The organism is Stenotrophomonas sp. STEN225, assembly GCF_056756445.1.
The window spans coordinates 129,136-146,752 of the sequence record NZ_JBRRBV010000008.1; the positions used below are offsets into that span (position 1 = coordinate 129,136).

A 17,617-nucleotide genomic window follows, 5' to 3' on the forward strand; every position below is an offset into this window, starting at 1 on the left:
GCCGCATACCGGCAGAAACCGCTGTGCCGGAACCGGCAGTCAGTCCGTCGAAAGCGGTCCTTCGTCGCTGTCTTCGCCTACCCACTGCCGCAGCAGCTGGCGGTGTTCGCGTGACAGGGTGAGGAACCGGAAGCCCACCCAGCTCTGTCCCGGGGCGTGCGCCGGCTCGCTCCACAACAGGTGCACGCCCACGTCGATGGCTGCCTGCTGGCCATCGCCCAGCGGCAGCGGGAAGCGGAACTGATACAGTGCGTCGTCGCGCAGCGCAGTGCTGGCCAGCATCAGCATGCCGGTTTCGGACACATTGCCAAGGCGACCGACCACGCAGTCGCGCATCTGGTCGGTCACCGGCACCAGGTCCGACACCTGGCGTCGGGGGGCGCGGCGGGTGTCCTGCGGCGGCGTCATGCTCATGCGGGGGTGTCCTGCGGGTTGCGGCCGGCAAGGGCACGCAGGGCGCCCAGACTGGCCTTCCAGGCGCGGTCGACCAGCCGGCCCTTGTCTTCGGTGACCAGATGCGCACGCCCAGCGCTGATCTGCCGCGCCAGGCTGTCGAGGTCGGTTTCGGCAATCTTCTGCCCGCGCGGATTGACGAACAGCACATGGCCGGTCAGCAGGCTGTACCAGGACAGGCGCTGGCGGCGAAGCGTGCCGTCGCCGTTGTCGATGTCGAACCAGCTGCCGAAGGGCAGGGAGCACAGCTGCTCGTAGGCGGCCTCCTCCGCACTGCTGCGTGGCGCGGCAGGGGCGGACGCACTGCGGCTGTCGGTGTGCTCGCCCAGCCGGGCGCGGGCCTTCAGCCGCGCGCTGAGTTCGGTACGCGACGTGCTGTCGTCCTCGCCCCCGGGTGTGGCCAGGCGACGGGCCACCGCTGAGGCTTCCTCGGCGTGATAGCCCACCTGCAGCAGCGCGGCCTCCACATCGGCGGCCAAGGGGCCATCGGTGCCATCGACGCCGTTGGCGGCGGTTGCGGTGACGGCCGCGATGCGCTCGGTCTGCTGCAGCCGCTCCTGCCACTGGGGCGAGTCCTCGCCATGGCGCAGCCGGGTCAGGGTCAGCGCGTCGGACCAGGCCTGGCGCAGCAGAGTCTGGACGAAACGCGGCGGCTGCTGCGTGCTGCAGCACTGCTCGATCTGGGCGCTGGCCTGGCGCCGCGCGAGTTCCAGGCGCTCCCTGCCGCGCGCGGCTTCGACGTGGCGGCGTTCGGCCAGTTCGGCGCGATGGGCGGCCGCGCGCTGGTGCTGCTGCACCTCTTCGTTGGCAGCAGCGAAGGCTTCCGGCGTGCGTGCATCCTCGCCGAGCAGGCTCTGCACGCTCTGTGCCATGCGCTGCAGAAACTGCGGATCGACGTCGTCGTCCCCCAGCCAGCGGGCACCGGCTTCGGCGATATGGTTGAGCAGCTCGCGCGCAGGATGCTCGTCGCGTACGAAGAAGCCCGGATCGGCCATCGCTGCACGTGCCAACGGTACCTGCAGGCGCGCCAGCAGGGCGGCGGGAACCGGGTCCGGGCGCTGCTGCTGCTGGATCTGCTGCATCAACAGGCGCAGCAGGTCCAGGTTGTCGCGATCATGGCTGCCGATCTGCGCATGCGGGCCATGCTCGCTGCGCAGCTGCGCGACCACGGCGGCCTGCAGGTCGACCACACCGGTAGCGGCGCTGGCCTGGTTTTGCAGCCTTGCCAATACCGCATCGACGGCAGCAGTCGGTACCGCAGGCGCGTCTGCCGCCGGCGTGGTACGCGCGCGCTGCAGCAGGTCGTGCAGCAGGGTGCCGGTGGCGGTGGTCAGCCCGGGGGTGGCTGCAGCGGATGCGGAACCGGACTGGAAGGCATCCTGCATCAGGGTCGACCAGGAGCCGGCAGGCAGGTTCTCGCCCCAGCCGGTCATGGGGGCCGCCGCGCGCCTGGCTGGCTGCGTGGCACGGCCGCCAGCGACGGACTGGGTGATGATCCTTCGCGTACTCGACGAGCGGGCCAGATACGGGGTGTAGACCAGGCCCGGCAGCACGCCTTGCTGGGCGAGCAGGGCATTGGCCCGATCAAGCAGGTCGCCCAGGCGTTCCAGCACCTGGCGCTCGAAACTGCGATACAGCGCCAGTTGCACCTCTGCCCCGAGGCCATCCTGTTCGGCGACCCTGCGCACCATCGCGCACAGCGCCTGCGGTGCCAGCGGAAGGGTATCGGCTTCGAACGCAGGCGCCGCAGCCAGCACGCCCAGGCGCTGGCCGAGCAGGTTCAGGGCGTTGGCTGAGCGCTGCGTCTCGCGCCGGACCATTTCGGTGAGCAGCAGTTCGCGGTCGACCTCGTGCTCGTCGACCAGCGACAGGCCGATCGTGCCCGGCAGTGCGGGCGGTGGTGCTGCTGCCGTGAAGGCGGTCGGTTCGCGCAGCCGCGCCAGTGCCTCGGCCACCGCATCGAGCATGCGCTCGCTGAAGTGGCCGGCGAAGGCATGCAGTTGGCTACGCTGCGCCATCAGTTCAGCCTGCTGCTGCGGACTGCGCGCGCGGTCGGCATCGTGCAACAGGAGTTGTTCCAGCGCTTCGACGGTCAGGATCAGCGGCGCGGTCAGTGCCTGCCGGCACAGGCCGGTCAACGCCCCCAGCAGTTCACGTACCCGCGGTGGCAGGTCGGTGCTGGCCAGGCGGGCAGCGTCGGTGGCGGAGAGGGAGAAGACAGCTGACATCGGCGTGCGGTACCCGGATTCCCGCGGAGCGATCCTGTGAATTTACCGTGTCGGCCGAGGCCGGCGCTACTTTAGGGTGAATGCACACGCTGCACGCCGGGCATGGCCCGGCGCTACCGCATGCTGGCCGCTGGGTGGCGCCGGGCCATGCCCGGCGGATGCGACGGGGCGCTCATTCGTCCAGGAACAGGCTCACCACATCATTGGTGAAACGGCGGCCCAGTTCGGTCGGGCGGACCTGGCCATCGGCCGTCTCCAGCCAGCCGCGCTGCACGGCCTCGGCCAGCGGTGCGTCGAGCACGCTGCGCGGCAGGCCGGTGCGCGATTCAAAATCACGCAGGCTGAAGCCCTCGTGCAGGCGCAGCAGGTTGAGCATGTACTCGAACGGAAGCCGCGCGGGCGTGATCACGTCATCGCCACCGAACGACGCCGGGGTGCCAGCGCTGTCCAGGTAGGCCTGCGGATGCTTGAGCTTCCAGCGCCGCAGCACGTGCTCTTCGGCGCCGGAACTGATCTTGCCGTGTGCACCGGCGCCGATGCCCAGGTAATCGCCGAAGCGCCAGTAGTTCAGATTGTGCGCGCTCTGCCGGCCGGGGCGCGCGTAGGCGCTGACCTCGTACTGGCCGAAGCCGGCCTGCGCCAGCAGCGCCTGGCAGTGTTCCTGCATGTCCCAGGCGTTGTCTTCATCGGGAATGCCCTGCGGCGGGCGCGCGAAGAACACCGTGTTCGGTTCCAGGGTCAGCTGGTAGTGCGAGATGTGCGCCGGCTGCAGTGCAAAGGCGCGCTCGAGGTCCGATTCAGCACCGGCCAGCGTCTGCTCGGGCAGTGCGTACATCAGGTCAATGTTGAAATTGTCGTACCCCGCATCCTGGGCCATCTTCACCGCACGCTCGGCTTCGCCACTGTCGTGGATGCGGCCCAGCCGCTTCAGCGCTTCGTCGTCGAAGCTCTGGATGCCGAAGCTCAGGCGGTTCACGCCAGCCGCGCGGTAGCGGTCGAAGCGGCCATGCTCGGCGGTGCCGGGATTGGTTTCCAGCGTGATCTCGGCGTTCGGCGCGAAGCGCAGGCGGGCGCTGGCCTGCTGCAGGAAGCGATCGATCGCCTCCGGCGGGAACAGGCTGGGCGTGCCACCACCGAAGAACACGCTGTGCACCACCCGGCCCCAGACCAGCGGCAGGTCCTGGTCCAGGTCGCGCAGCAGTGCATCGATGTAGGCCTCGAACGGCAGCTCGCCCTTGGCCTGGTGCGAGTTGAAATCGCAGTACGGGCATTTGCGCACGCACCACGGCAGGTGCACGTACAACGACAGCGGCGGTGGCACCAGTCGCGGTGGGCTGTCGTGGTCAGCGGAGCAGGCTTCGCCGGGCAGGTGGTTGCAGTGGTCGTGGGCGTGCGGCATGGGCTTCATCGGTAGTGCCGGCCGTTGGCCGGCTTCCCTGGTTCGATCGGATGGCTTCAGTACAGCGTCGCCAGCTGCTGCTTGAGCTGCTGCAGGGCAATGGCACGGTGGCTGATGGCGTTCTTCAGGGCCGGCTCCATTTCCGCAGCGGTCAGGCCGTGGGTGGTGTCCAGGAATACCGGGTTGTAGCCAAAACCGTTCGTGCCACGCAGTTCGCGGATGATCTGGCCTTCCCAGCGGCCCTCGCAGATCAGCGGCTGCGGGTCGGTGGCGTGGCGCAGGAGCACGATCACCGCATAGAAGCGGGCGCTGCGCTGGCCATCGGGGATGTCGGCCATCGCGTCCAGCAGCTTGGCGTTGTTGGCGGCGGCATTGGTCGGGTGGCCGGCATAGCGCGCGCTGTACAGGCCGGGTGCGCCGCCGAGCGCATCGACGATCAGCCCCGAATCATCCGCCAGCGCCGGCAGGCCGGTCGCTTCGCAGGCTGCGCGCGCCTTCAGCAGCGCGTTCTCGACGAAGGTCAGGCCGGTCTCGTCGACGTCGCCCAGGCCCAGTTCGGCGGCCGAGGTGATCTGCAGCGGCAGGTCGGCAAGGATCTCCTGCATCTCCACCAGCTTGCCGGCGTTGTGGCTGGCCAGTACCAGTTTCTTCATTGACGGGGCTCCAGCAGGTCCCAGGTGTTGCCATACAGATCGCGAAACACCGCGACCGTTGCATAGGGTTCTTCGCGCGGCGATTCCAGGAACTCCACCCCGGCGGCCAGCATCGCCGCATGGTCGCGGTGGAAGTCGTCGGTGTTGAGGAAGAACGCAACGCGTCCACCGGTCTGGTTGCCGATGCGGCTGCGCTGTTCCTCGTTGCTGGCGCGCGCCAGCAGCAGGGCAGCGGCGCTGCCGTCTGTCGGTCCGACCACGACCCATCGCTTGTGGCCCTGGTCGATGTCCTCCAGCAGTGCGAAGCCGAGCTTGCCGGTATACCAGGCGATGGCCTCGTCATAGTCGGCCACCACCAGGGTGGTCAGGGCAAGGCGCCGGTTCATGCCGACAGCGCCGCCTGCTGTGCGGCCAGCAGTTCGTTCACGCCCTTTTCGGCCAGTCCCAGCAGCGCGTCCAGTTCATCGCGGCGGAAGGCATGGCCTTCGGCAGTGCCCTGCAGCTCGATGAAGCCACCGCCATCGTTCATCACCACGTTCATGTCGGTGTCGCAGTCGCTGTCTTCGGCGTAGTCCAGGTCCAGCACCGGAGTGCCGCGGTAAACGCCCACCGACACCGCTGCCACCGCACCCAGGATCGGGTTGCGCTTGATCTCGCCGCGCTTGATGAGCACGTTCACGGCGTCGACCAGGGCCACGTAGGCGCCGGTGATGGCCGCGGTGCGGGTGCCGCCGTCGGCCTGCAGCACGTCGCAGTCCAGGGTGATGGTGCGTTCGCCGAGGGCATTGCGGTCCACGCAGGCGCGCAGGCTGCGGCCGATCAGGCGCTGGATCTCCAGCGTGCGGCCGCCCTGCTTGCCACGCGCCGCTTCACGGTCGCTGCGGGTGTGGGTGGCGCGCGGCAGCATGCCGTACTCGGCGGTCACCCAGCCTTCGCCCTTGCCGCGCAGGAAGCCCGGAACCCGGTTCTCGACGCTGGCCGTGCACAGCACGCGGGTTTCACCGAAGCACACCAGTACCGAGCCTTCGGCGTGGCGGGTGAAGCCGCGTTGGATGACGACCGGACGGAGCTGGTCGGGCTGGCGGCCACTGGGGCGGGAATCGGACATGATGCGGGTTCCGTAAGGGCGGGGAGTACGCCGCCATGCCCGCGACCTTCACGGGGCGGGCAGGGGGGCTCTGGTGAGGGCGCTAGGGTACCATTCCCCCTTTGCACGCACCGGACACATTCCATGATTCGAAGCATGACCGCCTACGCGGGTGGCGAGCGGGTCACCCCGTGGGGCACGCTGGGCTGCGAGCTGCGCTCGGTCAACCACCGCTTCCTGGAGGTCGGCACCCGCCTGCCTGAAGAGCTGCGGGCATTGGAGCCGCAGCTGCGCGAGCGCATCGCCGCGCGCCTGAGCCGCGGCAAGCTGGATCTGGTGCTGCGACTGCGTGCGCCGGACGCGGCGGGGAATCTGCAGGTCGATGAGGCCCTGCTGGGCCAGCTCGGGCATCTGGCCCACCGCCTGACGTCGGATTTTCCCAACCTGCAGGTGAGCTTCACCGATCTGCTGCAGCTGCCGGGCGTGACCCGGGGCGAGGCCACCGATGCGGCGGCCCTGCAGGTCGAGGCGCTGGCCTTGCTGGATCAGGTGCTGGACGGATTCGTCGAAGCCCGCGAGCGCGAGGGCGGCAAGCTCGCCGCGGCCATTGCCGAGCGCGTGGATGGCATCGAGCGCATCGCGGGTGACGTCCGCACGCTGATTCCCGCCATCCGTGATGGCCAGCGTGCCAAGCTGGCTGCGCGCCTGGCCGATCTGCCGCATCCGGTCGATCCCGGCCGCGCCGAGCAGGAGCTGGTGCTGTGGCTGCAGAAGCTGGATGTGGATGAGGAGCTGGACCGCCTGTCGAGCCACATCGTCGAGATCCGCCGCGTGCTCACGCAGCGCGAGCCGGTCGGCCGCCGCCTGGACTTCCTGCTGCAGGAGTTCAATCGTGAAGCCAACACGCTGGGCTCGAAGTCGGTGGACAGCCGCACGTCCAATGCCGCAGTCGAGCTGAAGGTGCTGATCGACCAGATCCGCGAGCAGGTGCAGAACATCGAGTGATGCTGCGGGGCGCCTTCGGGCGCCCTCATCGTTTCAGCGCACGCTGACGCCGGCGGGCCCCGCCAGCAGCTGGCCGATCACCGCGGTCTGGGCAAACCCGGCGTCGGCAAAAACGGCTTTCACCGCATCCACGGCGTCCGCTGCGCAGGATACGAGCAGGCCGCCGCTGGTCTGCGGGTCGGTCAGCAGTGGCTGCCAGTGGGCGGCCACGCCTTCGGCGAAATGCACCTGGCCGCCATACGAGGCCCAGTTGCGGTTGGATGCGCCGGTAACGCAGCCACGTTGCAGCAGATCCAGGGTCTGCGGCAGCAGAGGCACCTGTGTGCTGTCCACCTCGGCGGCGACCCCGCTGGCACGGCACACCTCCAGCAGATGGCCGAGCAGGCCGAAGCCGGTGACGTCGGTCATGGCATGCACGCCGTCCAGCGCGGCAAGGGGCAGGCCCACGCTGTTCAGGCGGGTGGTCGACTCGACCATCTGCCGGTAGCCCTCGGCATTCAGCACTTCTTTCTTCAGCGCCGACGAATACACGCCCACGCCCAATGGCTTGCCCAGCACCAGCACATCGCCGGCGCGGGCATCGGCATTGCGCTTGAGCCGCTGCGGATCCAGCACGCCGATCGCGGCCAGGCCATAGATCGGCTCCACCGAGTCGATGCTGTGGCCCCCGGCCACCACGATGCCGGCGTCGGCACAGGCACGTTCGCCGCCCTGCAGGATGCCGCGGATCGTGTCCTGTGGCAGCGTATTGATGGGCATGCCGACGATGGCCAGTGCGAACAGCGGCCGCGCGCCCATCGCATACAGGTCCGACAGCGCATTGGTGGCGGCGATGCGGCCGAAGTCGAACGGGTCATCGACGATCGGCATGAAAAAGTCGGTGGTGGCGACGATCGCCTGGCGATCATCAAGCCGGTAGACCGCGGCATCGTCACTGGTCTCGCGGCCGACCAGCAGTTCGGCCGGCGCAGGGAACGCCGGGGTGCCCCGCAGCAGTTCGGCCAGCACGCCGGGTGCGATCTTGCAGCCACAACCGCCGCCGTGGGCCAGCGAAGTCAATCGCTGCGGAGCCTCGGCCGACGGGGGGAGTGGGGACTGCACATGCGAGGCCATGCCGGCATCTCCTGCAGGAACACGAATGGCGGAAGGCAGCAGGAGTCGAACCTACCAGGGAGCGATCGACGCCCCCTGCTGGGTTTGAAGCCCAGCCGCATGCCCGGATGCGCATGCCTTCCGAAGGTACGGCGGTACCGGTGCAGTCAACCGTGGGCGGTGTTCCATTGCAGGTCGCCGCGCGGCCGATGCTGGTCACCGACGCGTCGAGTGTAGCCAACGCGATTGAAGAACTCCAAGATCTGGATGCTGCGCTTGCGGCCCAGGCCGATGGCATCGCGGAATGCTGCAGCATCCACCATGCCGGTTGCCTGTGACAGCCGGGCGACCGTTGCCGCCAGCGCGTCGATGCGGGCCGGTGCGTAGAACAGGTCCGGCACCACCTGGAACAGCTCGCCGCGCGCGGCGGCGCGACGCAGGACCGCACGCATCTCCTCCTCGGCGAAGCCGAGATCGGCCGCAAGCGTGCGCACCCAGGGCGGATCGAAACCACCGGCATCCAGACGCGGGAGCACGCGTTCGAGAAGCGCGCGCTCGCGTTCCGGCGGCGCATGGTCGTGGCCTGGCAGCCGCCACCACGCGCCCACGCGCTGCAACGCGCCATCGTCGAACAGGTCCTGCAGCAGCGCGTTCCAGAGACTGGTCGAGAGCGCGGGCAGGGTGCTGCGCTGCAGGCGCCCGCTGTCGACACCGGGCTCGTCCGGCCGTCGCTCGTGCCAGTCATGCAGCGAGCGGATCACCTGTGCGCGCAGCGCCTGCCAGTGCGAGGCGAGGATGATCACGGTGTCCTCGCGGGTGGCGATGCGCCGGGCATCTGCAGGGAGATCGATCTGTGCGGCCTCACGCCGGCAGTAGCGTTGCAGGGCGGCCAGCGCGATGCCGGCCGGTGCCTGCTGCAGCAGCGGCCCGACGCCGGCGCCGGCCGCGAGCTGTTCAAGGGCTGCCAACCACGCCCGGCGTGCCGGGCTGCGCCGACGTCGTTGCGGTGGATCGGGATCGAGCACGGTGCCGCCGCCCAGCGTATGCGCTGCAGCCGAATCGCGGGCGATGAATCGGTCGCCGCACATCGCACAGACCGGGGCATCGAACACCAGCTGCACCAGCTGGCCGTTGCCACTGTCTTCATCCTCCAGCAGCACCACATGGGCCTGCCGGTGCATCGTGCCCCAGTGGATGTGCAGCGGTGTCCAGTCGCGCAACGGTGCGGCCAACGCGGACAGCCGCAGTCGTACATCAACGCGGGTGGTGGCCTGCAGCGCGCGCGGATCGGCGATCCAGTCGCCGCGGGTGATGCCGTCGCGGGCGATGGCGGCCAGGTTCAGGGCACAGCGCTGTCCCGCGGCAGCCTGTCCACTGGCCTGGTTCTGCGCATGGATGCTGCGGATGCGCACGTCGATGGCGGTCGGCATCAACTGCAGATGCGCGCCGACCGCGGCCACGCCGCCCTGTACCGCGCCGGTGACCAGTGTGCCGTGACCGGCCAGCGAGAACACGCGATCCACCGGCATGCGGAACAGCTCGCTGCGGCGCTGGGCCGTCCGGCGGCTGTCGTTAGCGGCGGCCCACGCATGCAGGTGGGCGCGCAGCGCATGGATGCCGGCATCCGCGCTGTCGGTGCTGTTGCAGGCGAATACTGCAGACCGCTGCAGCGGTGTGCCGGCCAGCAGGGCAACGATCTCCGCTTCGGCCTCGGCAATGCGCGCCGCATCCACACGGTCGATCTTGGTCAATGCCACTGCAGCGCGGTCCACACCCAGCAGCTGCAGGATCGACAGATGCTCACGGGTCTGCGGCATCACGCCGTCATCGGCGGCGATCACCAGCAGCGCCACATCGATGCCGGTGGCACCGGCCACCATCGTGTGCACGAAGCGCTCGTGACCCGGCACATCGACGAAGCCCAGCATCGCCGGAGGCCCCTCTCCGCGTGCGGCCTCCACCGGCACATAGGCATACCCCAGTTCTATGGAGATGCCGCGCGCGCGCTCTTCCTGCAGGCGATCGGTTTCGATGCCGGTCAGTGCCCGCACCAGGCTGGTCTTGCCATGGTCGATATGCCCGGCGGTACCGACGATCATGCCTGCAGCGCGCTCCACTGGGCGAGGAAAGCAGCCTCATCCCCGTACTCAAGCCCGCGCAGATCAAGCCACAGCGCATCCTCGGCAATGCGCCCGAGCACCGGCCGTGGCAGGCCGCGCAGGCGCTTGGCCAGACGGTCCAACCCGGCAGCTGCAGCGACGCGGATGCGCAGGCCGGCGCTGGCCAGTTGCGCCTGTGGCTGCGCGCCACTGCCGACCTGGCTGTACATCGGCACCGCTTCAACCGCGTAATGCGCGGCCAGCGCCTGCTGCACGGAAGGCAGCAGGCGCTGTGCCTGCGCATGGATGTCTCCCTGTTCGCGGGACAGCGTGCGCAGGGTCGGCAGCCGCTGCGGCAGCAGTTCCGGTTCGCGGTACAGCGCCAGTACCGCTTCCAGCGCGGCCAGGCCCATCTTGTCCATGCGCAGGGCGCGCTTGAGCGGATTGCGGTTGATGCGTCCGATGAGGTCGGCGCGGCCGGCAATGATCCCGGCCTGCGGTCCACCGAGCAGCTTGTCGCCGCTGAACGAGACCAGGTCGGCGCCCGCCGCCAGCGCTTCCTGCACTGTAGGTTCGCGCGGCAGACCGTGGGCAGACAGGTCGCACAGGCTGCCACTGCCAAGGTCCACCGCCAGTGGCAGCCCGTGCCCGTGCGCGATCGATGCCATCCGTGCAGTGTCGACCTTGGCGGTGAAGCCGGTGATGGCGTAGTTGCTGGCGTGCACTTCCATCAGCAGCGCGGTGCGCGTGCCGATGGCGCTGTCGAAGTCGGCCGGATGGGTGCGGTTGGTGGTGCCCACTTCGCGCAGCCGCGCACCGGCGCTGCGCATTACATCGGGAATGCGGAAGGCGCCGCCGATTTCCACCAGTTCGCCCCGCGACACGACTACCTCGCGGCGATTGGCCAGGCTGTTGAGCAGCAACAGGACTGCTGCTGCGTTGTTGTTGACCACGGTCGCTGCTTCGGCGCCGGTCAGTTCGCAGACCAGTGCCCGCACGCGCGCATCGCGGTCGCCTCGACGGCCCAGGGCGATGTCGAATTCCAGATCCACCGGCGCCGTCATCGCGCGGGTTACTGCGCGTACCGCCGCGTCCGGCAACAGCGCGCGGCCGAGATTCGTATGCAGCACCGTGCCGGTGAGGTTGAATACCGGCTGCAGATCCAGGCGTGCATCGGCTGCCAGCGCCGACTGCAGGGCCGCGACCACGCCGGGTTCCGCGACGGCCCGCTGCAGCTGTTCCGGTGACAGCTGGCCGCAGCCGCTGCGCTCGCGCAACCCCTGCACGTGCTCGCGCAGCAGATGGGCGATGCGGCTGCGGCCGTGGTCCCTGATCAGCGTCGACAACGCCGGCAGGCGCAGCAGGCGGTCCAGCGAGGGCAGGGCGCTGGCCGGGGCGGTGGGGGCGTGCACGCGAGGCATCGGTTCAGTCGCCGTCGGACTGCCAGAGCAGCGGATTCTGGCTGGCGCGCATGTAGCCTTCCTCGCCCAGCAACAGATCCAGCGCCAGCGTGCCGAGGTCGTCGGCGACCGGCTCCAGCGCCGGATCCTTCTCCAGATACAGAATCTTGCGGTAGCTGTGGCAGTGATCGCAGGTCTCGGCGCGGATCGCGCCTTCACGCACCACCTCCCCTGCATCGCCGTCGACCTCGGCCAGCGCGCGATAGGCGATGTCCTTGCCGGCCGCGCCGCATTGGCTGCACTGCACGCGCACGTAGTGCCACTGGCAGGCGCACAGCGAGCACGACAGATAGCGGTAGGAGGCGTAGGGTGGGCGCGCCTGCACCACACTGGCCACCGGCAACGAGCCGCACAGCGGGCACAGCCCGGGTGCATCGGCAAGCGGTTTCAGGTCGGTGGGGCGGAAGCTGGCCGCGAGTACGGCCCAGTACACCTGCAGCGCGTTCATCACCAGCAGGGCAGCGACCGCGTCCAGCGACGGTGCGTCGTCGCGCTCCAGCACCGCATGCGCCTGTGCATCCAGCCAGGCGTCAGCGGCCGCGGCAACCCGTTGCAGTTCCTGTCGGGTCTCCGCAGGCAGCCCGGCTTCATCGGCGCAGTGCCGGCACAGCGCGCGCAACCAGTCGCGCCATCGGCCATCGAGCTGAAGTGTGTTGGCGGGCCGCAATGGCATGCCGGCGCTGGCCGCCGCGCTCGACTGCTGCGCGCGGGCCTGCGCCTGCAGCGCCTCGCGTTGCTGCGGCGTCAGTTCGTCCAGCAGCGCCTGTTGTGCATCGGCCAGTGCCGCCAGCAGCTGCAGGTAGCCACCGATGGCACTGCGTCCGGCCAGGCTGCGCAGCCGGTGCGCACGTCCGCCGAACAGCGAGGCGATATCCGGCAGGATGATGCGCGGGACATCGCGCGAGGCCAGCGTCTCGATCTCACCGGGTTCAAGGATGCGTTGCGCCATGCGGGGCCAGCCGGAAGAACCAGTCTCCATCCTCGCCGTTGTCGACGCTGGCGTCCAGCGTGTTGCCGGCCATCTGAAAGGTCGGGGTCAGATCCGTTTTCCTCTGGAAAACGGATCTGACCCCATTGGTTGTTGCCGTGTTCATCGTGTCGACCAAGGTCGACACCCACCAACAGCAGCGGGACCCACCCCGCCATCCGGCGGCAACCTGCTTTTGACGTTGACGTTGACGTTGATCCGGCGGGTGCAGGGCCGCAGGCCCTGCCGTTACCCCTCTCCGCGCCGCCCGCGCAGGATGTCCCTGAACCACTGCCGATGGTGCTTGTAGGCCCACCCATAGGTCACCTTGCCCTGGGTCATCGCGCGCACCGAACCCTTGATCCAGATCGCGGCATAGATGTGCACCACGATGGCGCATACCAGTACCCAGCCAAACAGTGCGTGCACCAGCACCGAAAAACGGATCACGCCGATCGGGAACAGATGGCTGAAATACTGCCGCCAGATCACGAAGCCGGTCAGCAGCAACGCCGAAAGGCAGCCGATGATCGCCCAGAACAGCAGTTTCTGGCCGGCGTTGAAGCGGCCAACCGGTGGCAGTGTCTCATCCTCGTTGCGCAGCACTTCGCGCATGCCGCGCAGCCATGCGCGGTCGTCGGCGGTAGGCAGGTTGTCACGCCACATGCGGAAGGCGAGCAGGGCGAAGCCCACCACCATGGCCAGGCCGACGAAGGGATGCAGGATGCGTGTCCACGGCCCCCCACCGAACAGCGCCGTCAACGGGAACAGCGCAGGGTGGAACAGGGCCAGGCCGGACAGCGCGGTCAGCACGAAGCAGATCGCCACGATCCAGTGGTTGATGCGGGTCGGAGCGCGGTAGCGCACGATCTGGCGGGGGTGCGGGGCGTACTTCATGGCCGCTGCTCCTCTTCGATCTTCTTTGCTTCGTGCTCGGCCTGCTCTTCCTCCTCATCGTTGACCGTGTTGCGGCCGATGCCGATGTAGTGCAGGAAGCCCACGAAGGCTGTCGCGGCGATTGCCAGCACGCCCAGCGGCTTGGCCACCCCCTTCCAGACCTCGACCATGGGGCTGATGCGCGGGTCCTTGGGCAGGTCGGCGTACAGCTCCGGCTTGTCCACGTGCTGCAGCACGTACATCACGTGGGTGCCACCGACGCCCTGCGGGTCGTACAACCCGGCATTCCCGTAGCCGCGTGACTTCAGGTCCTCGACGCGGCCGGCGGCATGCTCGGTCATCGCCTGCTTGCTGCCGAACGTGATCGCCCCGGTCGGGCAGGTCTTCACGCACGCCGGCTCCTGTCCCACGGCCACGCGGTCCGAGCACAGCGTGCACTTGTAGGCCTTGTGGTCCTTCTTGGAGATCCGCGGCACGTCGAACGGGCAGCCGGTCACGCAGTAGCCGCAGCCGATGCAGTTCTCCTCCTGGAAATCGACGATGCCGTTGGCGTACTGGATGATCGCGCCCGGCGACGGGCAGGCTTTCAGGCAGCCCGGGTCGCTGCAGTGCATGCAGCCCTCCTTGCGGATCAGCCACTCCAGCTTGCCCTTCTCGTCCTCGTACTCGCGGAACTTCATGACCGTCCACGACTGGTCGCTCAGGTCCGGCGGGTTGTCATAGCTGCCGACGCAGCTGCCGACCTCGTCGCGCAGGTCGTTCCACTCCATGCAGGCGACCTGGCAGGCCTTGCAGCCGATGCACTTGCTCACGTCGATCAGTTTGGCGACCTGCCCGGTGTGGGCGCCGCGCGCCTGCGGCGAGGGCGTGGTGGTGGCCGAGCGGCGGATGATGTCCAACGATTGCAGTGACATGGCGTGTCTCCTACACCTTCTCGACCTTGACCAGGATGCACTTCGATTCAGGCGTCTGCGAATTGCCGTCACCGATGGCGTTGGTCAGCGTATTGGCGATGTAACCGGGCTTGGCAGCACCCAGGAAGCCCCAGTGGATCGGCACGCCCACCTGGTGCACCGTCCTGCCATCGATCTGCAGTGCCTTGATGCGCTTGGTCACCATCGCCACGGCTTCGATGTGGCCACGCTTGGAGCTGACCCGCACGCGACTGCCGTTGCCGATGCCCAGCTCGTCGGCCAGGGCTGCGCCGATCTCGACGAACTGCTCCGGCTGGATGATGGCGTTGAGCTTGCCGTGCTTGGTCCAGAAGTGGAAATGCTCGGTCAGCCGGTAGGTGGTGGCCACGTGCGGGAACTCGTCCGGCGAGCCGATCTGCGCGCGGTCGCTGTCGAACACGCGCGCGGCCGGATTGTTCAGCGTCAGCGCCTGGCCCGGGCTCAGCGGGTTGCTGCGCAACGGCGTGTCGAAGGGCTCGTAGTGTTCCGGGAACGGGCCTTCGGCCATGCCGGCCTTGGCGAAGAAGCGGGCGATGCCCTCGGGGTTCATGATGAACGGGCCCATCCCGCCGGCCGGGTCTTCATCGGCCTTGAAGTCGGGCACGTCGATGTTGCCCCAGTTCCTGCCGTTCCAGGCGAGCAGGGTGCGTCGTGGATCGAACGGCTGCCCGGCGACGTCGCACGAGGCGCGGTTGTACATCACGCGGCGGTTGGCGGGCCACGCCCAGGCCCAGCCCAGCGTGTTGCCGATACCGGTGGGATCGCTGTTGTCGCGCCGTGCCATCATGTTGCCGGTCGGCCCCCACGCACCGATGTAGATCCAGCAGCCGGAAGACGTGCTGCCGTCGTCGCGCAGGTCGCCGAACGCGGCCAGCTGTTCGCCGGCCCTGCGCACCAGCCGGGTCGGGTCCTTCGGATCGAACACATCCACCAGGGCCTTGCCGTTGTACTCCATCGCCAGTTCTTCCGGCGTCGGCAGTTTCGGGTCGGCGTAATTCCAGGCGAGGTCGCGCACCGGCTCCCACCACGCGCCGCCGTCCTTCTCGTACAGCGCCTTGATGCGGTGGAACAGCTCGGACATGATCTCGATGTCGCTGCGCGCTTCGCCCGGTGCGTTGGCGCCCTTCCAGTGCCATTGCAGCCAGCGCGAGGAGTTCACCACCGCGCCGTTCTCCTCGGCGAACGAGGTGGTCGGCAGGCGGAACACTTCGGTCTGGATGGTGCTCGGGTCGACGTCGTTCAGTGCGCCATGGTTCTGCCAGAAGGCGATCGTTTCGGTTTCCAGCGGGTCCATGCTGACCATGAACTTCAGCTTGGAGAACGCGCTGATCAGCTTGCCCTTGTTCGGTGCCGAGGCCAGCGGGTTGAAGCCCTGGCAGATGTAGCCATGGATCCTGCCTTCGTTCATCAGCTCGTAGGCCTGCAGCATGTCGTAGGGCTTGTCGAGCTTGGGCAGGTGATCGAAGCACCAGTTGTTGTCGGCGGTGGCGGCATCGCCCCACCACGACTTCATCAGACTGACATGGAACTTCGGGTAGTTCTGCCAGAACGACATCTGGTTGGCGCGCAGCGGCTTCTGCGTGCGCTTGGCGATGTAGGCGTTGTAGTCCTGCTCGTCCTGCCTGGGCAGTGTCAGGTAGCCCGGCAGCAGGTCGGACATCAGGCCGATGTCGGTCAGGCCTTGGATGTTGGAATGCCCACGCAGGGCGTTCATGCCGCCGCCGGCCACGCCGATGTTGCCCAGCAGCAGCTGCACCATCGTGCCGGCGCGCACGTTCTGCGCACCGACGGAGTGCTGCGTCCAGCCCAGCGCGTACAGGATGGTCATCGCCTTGTCCTTGCCGGCGGTGGACGCGATCATGTCCCATATCTGGCGGATGCTGTCGGCGGGCGTACCGCAGATGCGTTCGACCATCTCCACGGTATAGCGTGCGTAGTGCTGCTTGAGCAGGTTGTAGACGCAGCGCGGGTCCTTCAGGGTCGGGTCGCTGCGCACGTAACCGTCGTCCCCATACAGGTAGTCCCAGCTGGAGCGGTCGTAGCTGCGCTTCTGCGGGTCATAGCCCGAGTACAGGCCGTCGGTGAAGGCGAATTCGTCCTTCACCAGGAACGACATGTCGGTGTAGTTCAGCACGTACTCGTGCTGGATGCGGTCCTCGGCCAGCAGGTAGTTGATCAGGCCACCCAGGAACACGATGTCGGTGCCGGTGCGGATCGGCGCGTAGACATCGGCCACCGCGGCCGAGCGGTTGAAGCGTGGATCGATGACGATCAGGCGGGCCTTGTTGTGTGCCTTGGCCTCGGTCACCCATTTGAACCCGCACGGGTGTGCCTCGGCGGCATTGCCACCCATGATCAGGATCAGGTCGGCATTCTTGATGTCGACCCAGTGATTCGTCATCGCACCTCGGCCTAGCGTCGGGGCAAGACCTGCCACCGTCGGGCCGTGTCAGACACGTGCCTGGTTGTCGAATGCGAGCATTCCAAGCGAGCGGACGACCTTGTGGGTCAATACCGCGGTTTCATTGCTGGTGGCCGAGGCCGCCAGCATGCCGGTGGTCAGCCAGCGGTTGACCGTCTGCCCCGCCTCGTTCTTCTGCACGAAGTTGGCGTCGCGGTCTTCCTTCATCAGCCGCGCGATGCGGTCCAGAGCGTCGTCCCAGCTCAGGCGCTTCCATTCGTTCGTACCCGGTGCACGGTATTCCGGGTAGAGCAGGCGCGATTTGCTGTGGATGATGTCGGCCAGGCCGGCGCCCTTCGGGCACAGCGTGCCACGGTTGACCGGATGGTCCGGGTCGCCCTCGATGTGGAAGATGCTCGGCTCGGCGTTCTTGGCGCCATCGCCGAGGCTGTACATCAGGATCCCGCAGGCCACCGAACAGTACGTACAGGTGTTGCGGGTCTCGGTGGCGCGGGTCAGCTTGTACTGCCGCACCTCCGCGAGCGCGATGCCGGGCGCGAAGCCCATCAGGGCCAGGCTGGAGCCCACCAGGGTTGTCCCGGTGACCTTCAGGAACTGGCGGCGACTCATCGAGGGCATGCCGTTCTCCTTGGATGGCGGGGAGGCGTGCAGGCCTCCGGGCTGTCGGTGGGTACGGCCGTCGCAGGGGAGAACCGCCAGCATGCCGCGAGCGTCTTTCCGGGAACGACCGCAATGCCCCGGTTATAGCACAGCCCCCCGCATGCCCATGTGGCACAAGGCCGGCCGGGTGTGGCCGGGCGCGGGGAGGGGCCGCTCTGGTAAAGTTGCGTGCCCGCACCCCGGGGAGCCGTCTGCCGGGCCTGGTTCCAGGATGTTCCGCGCAGTCCCCGCCGTCCTGGCGC

15 protein-coding genes and 1 tRNA gene are annotated in these 17,617 nt (G+C 68.2%); 1 reads left to right on the top strand and 15 read right to left on the bottom strand.

Annotated elements, in window-relative coordinates; all coding sequences use genetic code 11:
- Positions 1–39: 39 nt before the first annotated feature.
- From ACVOJ1_RS10420 to rph, 6 genes are all read right to left on the bottom strand, one after another.
- Complete coding sequence (locus ACVOJ1_RS10420; protein WP_065175725.1) at positions 40–414, bottom strand: PilZ domain-containing protein; 375 nt, start codon at positions 412–414, stop codon at positions 40–42.
- On the bottom strand, positions 411–2,681 hold the full coding sequence (locus ACVOJ1_RS10425; RefSeq protein WP_346480381.1) for a DUF1631 family protein: 2,271 nt from the start codon (positions 2,679–2,681) through the stop codon (positions 411–413). The genes ACVOJ1_RS10420 and ACVOJ1_RS10425 overlap by 4 nt, the downstream gene beginning before the upstream one ends.
- A gap of 172 nt (positions 2,682–2,853) precedes the next feature.
- Positions 2,854–4,080 (bottom strand): radical SAM family heme chaperone HemW, encoded by a 1,227-nt coding sequence (gene hemW / locus ACVOJ1_RS10430; protein WP_128988524.1) that lies wholly within the window; start codon positions 4,078–4,080, stop codon positions 2,854–2,856.
- A 56-nt stretch (positions 4,081–4,136) separates the two neighbouring features.
- A complete protein-coding gene (gene rdgB / locus ACVOJ1_RS10435) occupies positions 4,137–4,733 on the bottom strand; it encodes an RdgB/HAM1 family non-canonical purine NTP pyrophosphatase (protein ID WP_053519467.1) in 597 nt (198 codons plus the stop codon).
- Positions 4,730–5,119, bottom strand: coding sequence for a VOC family protein (locus tag ACVOJ1_RS10440; protein WP_053519466.1), 390 nt, complete (start codon positions 5,117–5,119; stop codon positions 4,730–4,732). Before ACVOJ1_RS10440 ends, rdgB begins: the two co-directional genes overlap by 4 nt.
- Entirely contained in the window at positions 5,116–5,841 is a 726-nt protein-coding gene (rph, locus tag ACVOJ1_RS10445; RefSeq protein ID WP_053519465.1) for a ribonuclease PH, read from the bottom strand. Before rph ends, ACVOJ1_RS10440 begins: the two co-directional genes overlap by 4 nt.
- Positions 5,842–5,964: 123 nt before the next feature.
- Here rph and ACVOJ1_RS10450 point away from each other — a divergent pair, with 123 nt between their 5' ends.
- Entirely contained in the window at positions 5,965–6,825 is an 861-nt protein-coding gene (locus ACVOJ1_RS10450; RefSeq protein ID WP_053519464.1) for a YicC/YloC family endoribonuclease, read from the top strand.
- Positions 6,826–6,858: 33 nt separating this feature from the next.
- Here the strand turns inward: ACVOJ1_RS10450 and selD are convergent, their stop codons facing one another.
- The 9 genes from selD to fdnG form a co-directional block, all read right to left on the bottom strand.
- Positions 6,859–7,938: a selenide, water dikinase SelD gene (gene selD / locus ACVOJ1_RS10455; RefSeq protein WP_180875892.1), complete on the bottom strand. Its 1,080-nt coding sequence runs from the start codon at positions 7,936–7,938 to the stop codon at positions 6,859–6,861.
- A gap of 26 nt (positions 7,939–7,964) precedes the next feature.
- A tRNA-Sec gene (locus tag ACVOJ1_RS10460) sits at positions 7,965–8,060 on the bottom strand.
- Positions 8,061–8,084: 24 nt separating this feature from the next.
- A complete protein-coding gene (gene selB, locus ACVOJ1_RS10465; protein ID WP_346480382.1) occupies positions 8,085–10,016 on the bottom strand; it encodes a selenocysteine-specific translation elongation factor in 1,932 nt (643 codons plus the stop codon).
- Positions 10,013–11,437, bottom strand: coding sequence for an L-seryl-tRNA(Sec) selenium transferase (selA, locus tag ACVOJ1_RS10470; protein ID WP_065175729.1), 1,425 nt, complete (start codon positions 11,435–11,437; stop codon positions 10,013–10,015). The genes selB and selA overlap by 4 nt, the downstream gene beginning before the upstream one ends.
- Positions 11,438–11,441: 4 nt before the next feature.
- The gene (gene fdhE, locus ACVOJ1_RS10475) at positions 11,442–12,425 is read right to left on the bottom strand and encodes a formate dehydrogenase accessory protein FdhE (RefSeq protein WP_346480383.1); all 984 of its coding nucleotides are present in this window, start codon (positions 12,423–12,425) and stop codon (positions 11,442–11,444) included.
- On the bottom strand, positions 12,406–12,582 hold the full coding sequence (locus ACVOJ1_RS10480; protein WP_346480384.1) for a hypothetical protein: 177 nt from the start codon (positions 12,580–12,582) through the stop codon (positions 12,406–12,408). Before ACVOJ1_RS10480 ends, fdhE begins: the two co-directional genes overlap by 20 nt.
- 110 nt (positions 12,583–12,692) lie before the next feature.
- Positions 12,693–13,340: a formate dehydrogenase subunit gamma gene (locus ACVOJ1_RS10485; RefSeq protein WP_053519460.1), complete on the bottom strand. Its 648-nt coding sequence runs from the start codon at positions 13,338–13,340 to the stop codon at positions 12,693–12,695.
- The gene (gene fdxH / locus ACVOJ1_RS10490; RefSeq protein ID WP_065175731.1) at positions 13,337–14,254 is read right to left on the bottom strand and encodes a formate dehydrogenase subunit beta; all 918 of its coding nucleotides are present in this window, start codon (positions 14,252–14,254) and stop codon (positions 13,337–13,339) included. The genes ACVOJ1_RS10485 and fdxH overlap by 4 nt, the downstream gene beginning before the upstream one ends.
- 10 nt (positions 14,255–14,264) lie before the next feature.
- On the bottom strand, positions 14,265–17,333 hold the full coding sequence (gene fdnG / locus ACVOJ1_RS10495; RefSeq protein ID WP_346480385.1) for a formate dehydrogenase-N subunit alpha: 3,069 nt from the start codon (positions 17,331–17,333) through the stop codon (positions 14,265–14,267).
- Between the last annotated feature and the right edge of the window lie 284 nt (positions 17,334–17,617).

Excerpts from the sequence above, each read along its gene's own strand:
- ACVOJ1_RS10425 (WP_346480381.1), bottom strand. The coding sequence starts at position 2,681 with ATGTCAGCTGTCTTCTCCCTCTCCGCCACCGACGCTGCCCGCCTGGCC.
- selB (WP_346480382.1), bottom strand. The coding sequence starts at position 10,016 with ATGATCGTCGGTACCGCCGGGCATATCGACCATGGCAAGACCAGCCTG.
- ACVOJ1_RS10485 (WP_053519460.1), bottom strand. The coding sequence starts at position 13,340 with ATGAAGTACGCCCCGCACCCCCGCCAGATCGTGCGCTACCGCGCTCCG.
- ACVOJ1_RS10450 (WP_053519464.1), top strand. The coding sequence starts at position 5,965 with ATGATTCGAAGCATGACCGCCTACGCGGGTGGCGAGCGGGTCACCCCG.
- selD (WP_180875892.1), bottom strand. The coding sequence starts at position 7,938 with ATGGCCTCGCATGTGCAGTCCCCACTCCCCCCGTCGGCCGAGGCTCCG.
- ACVOJ1_RS10440 (WP_053519466.1), bottom strand. The coding sequence starts at position 5,119 with ATGAACCGGCGCCTTGCCCTGACCACCCTGGTGGTGGCCGACTATGAC.
- hemW (WP_128988524.1), bottom strand. The coding sequence starts at position 4,080 with ATGCCGCACGCCCACGACCACTGCAACCACCTGCCCGGCGAAGCCTGC.
- rdgB (WP_053519467.1), bottom strand. The coding sequence starts at position 4,733 with ATGAAGAAACTGGTACTGGCCAGCCACAACGCCGGCAAGCTGGTGGAG.
- fdhE (WP_346480383.1), bottom strand. The coding sequence starts at position 12,425 with ATGGCGCAACGCATCCTTGAACCCGGTGAGATCGAGACGCTGGCCTCG.
- ACVOJ1_RS10420 (WP_065175725.1), bottom strand. The coding sequence starts at position 414 with ATGAGCATGACGCCGCCGCAGGACACCCGCCGCGCCCCCCGACGCCAG.
- rph (WP_053519465.1), bottom strand. The coding sequence starts at position 5,841 with ATGTCCGATTCCCGCCCCAGTGGCCGCCAGCCCGACCAGCTCCGTCCG.
- fdxH (WP_065175731.1), bottom strand. The coding sequence starts at position 14,254 with ATGTCACTGCAATCGTTGGACATCATCCGCCGCTCGGCCACCACCACG.
- selA (WP_065175729.1), bottom strand. The coding sequence starts at position 11,437 with ATGCCTCGCGTGCACGCCCCCACCGCCCCGGCCAGCGCCCTGCCCTCG.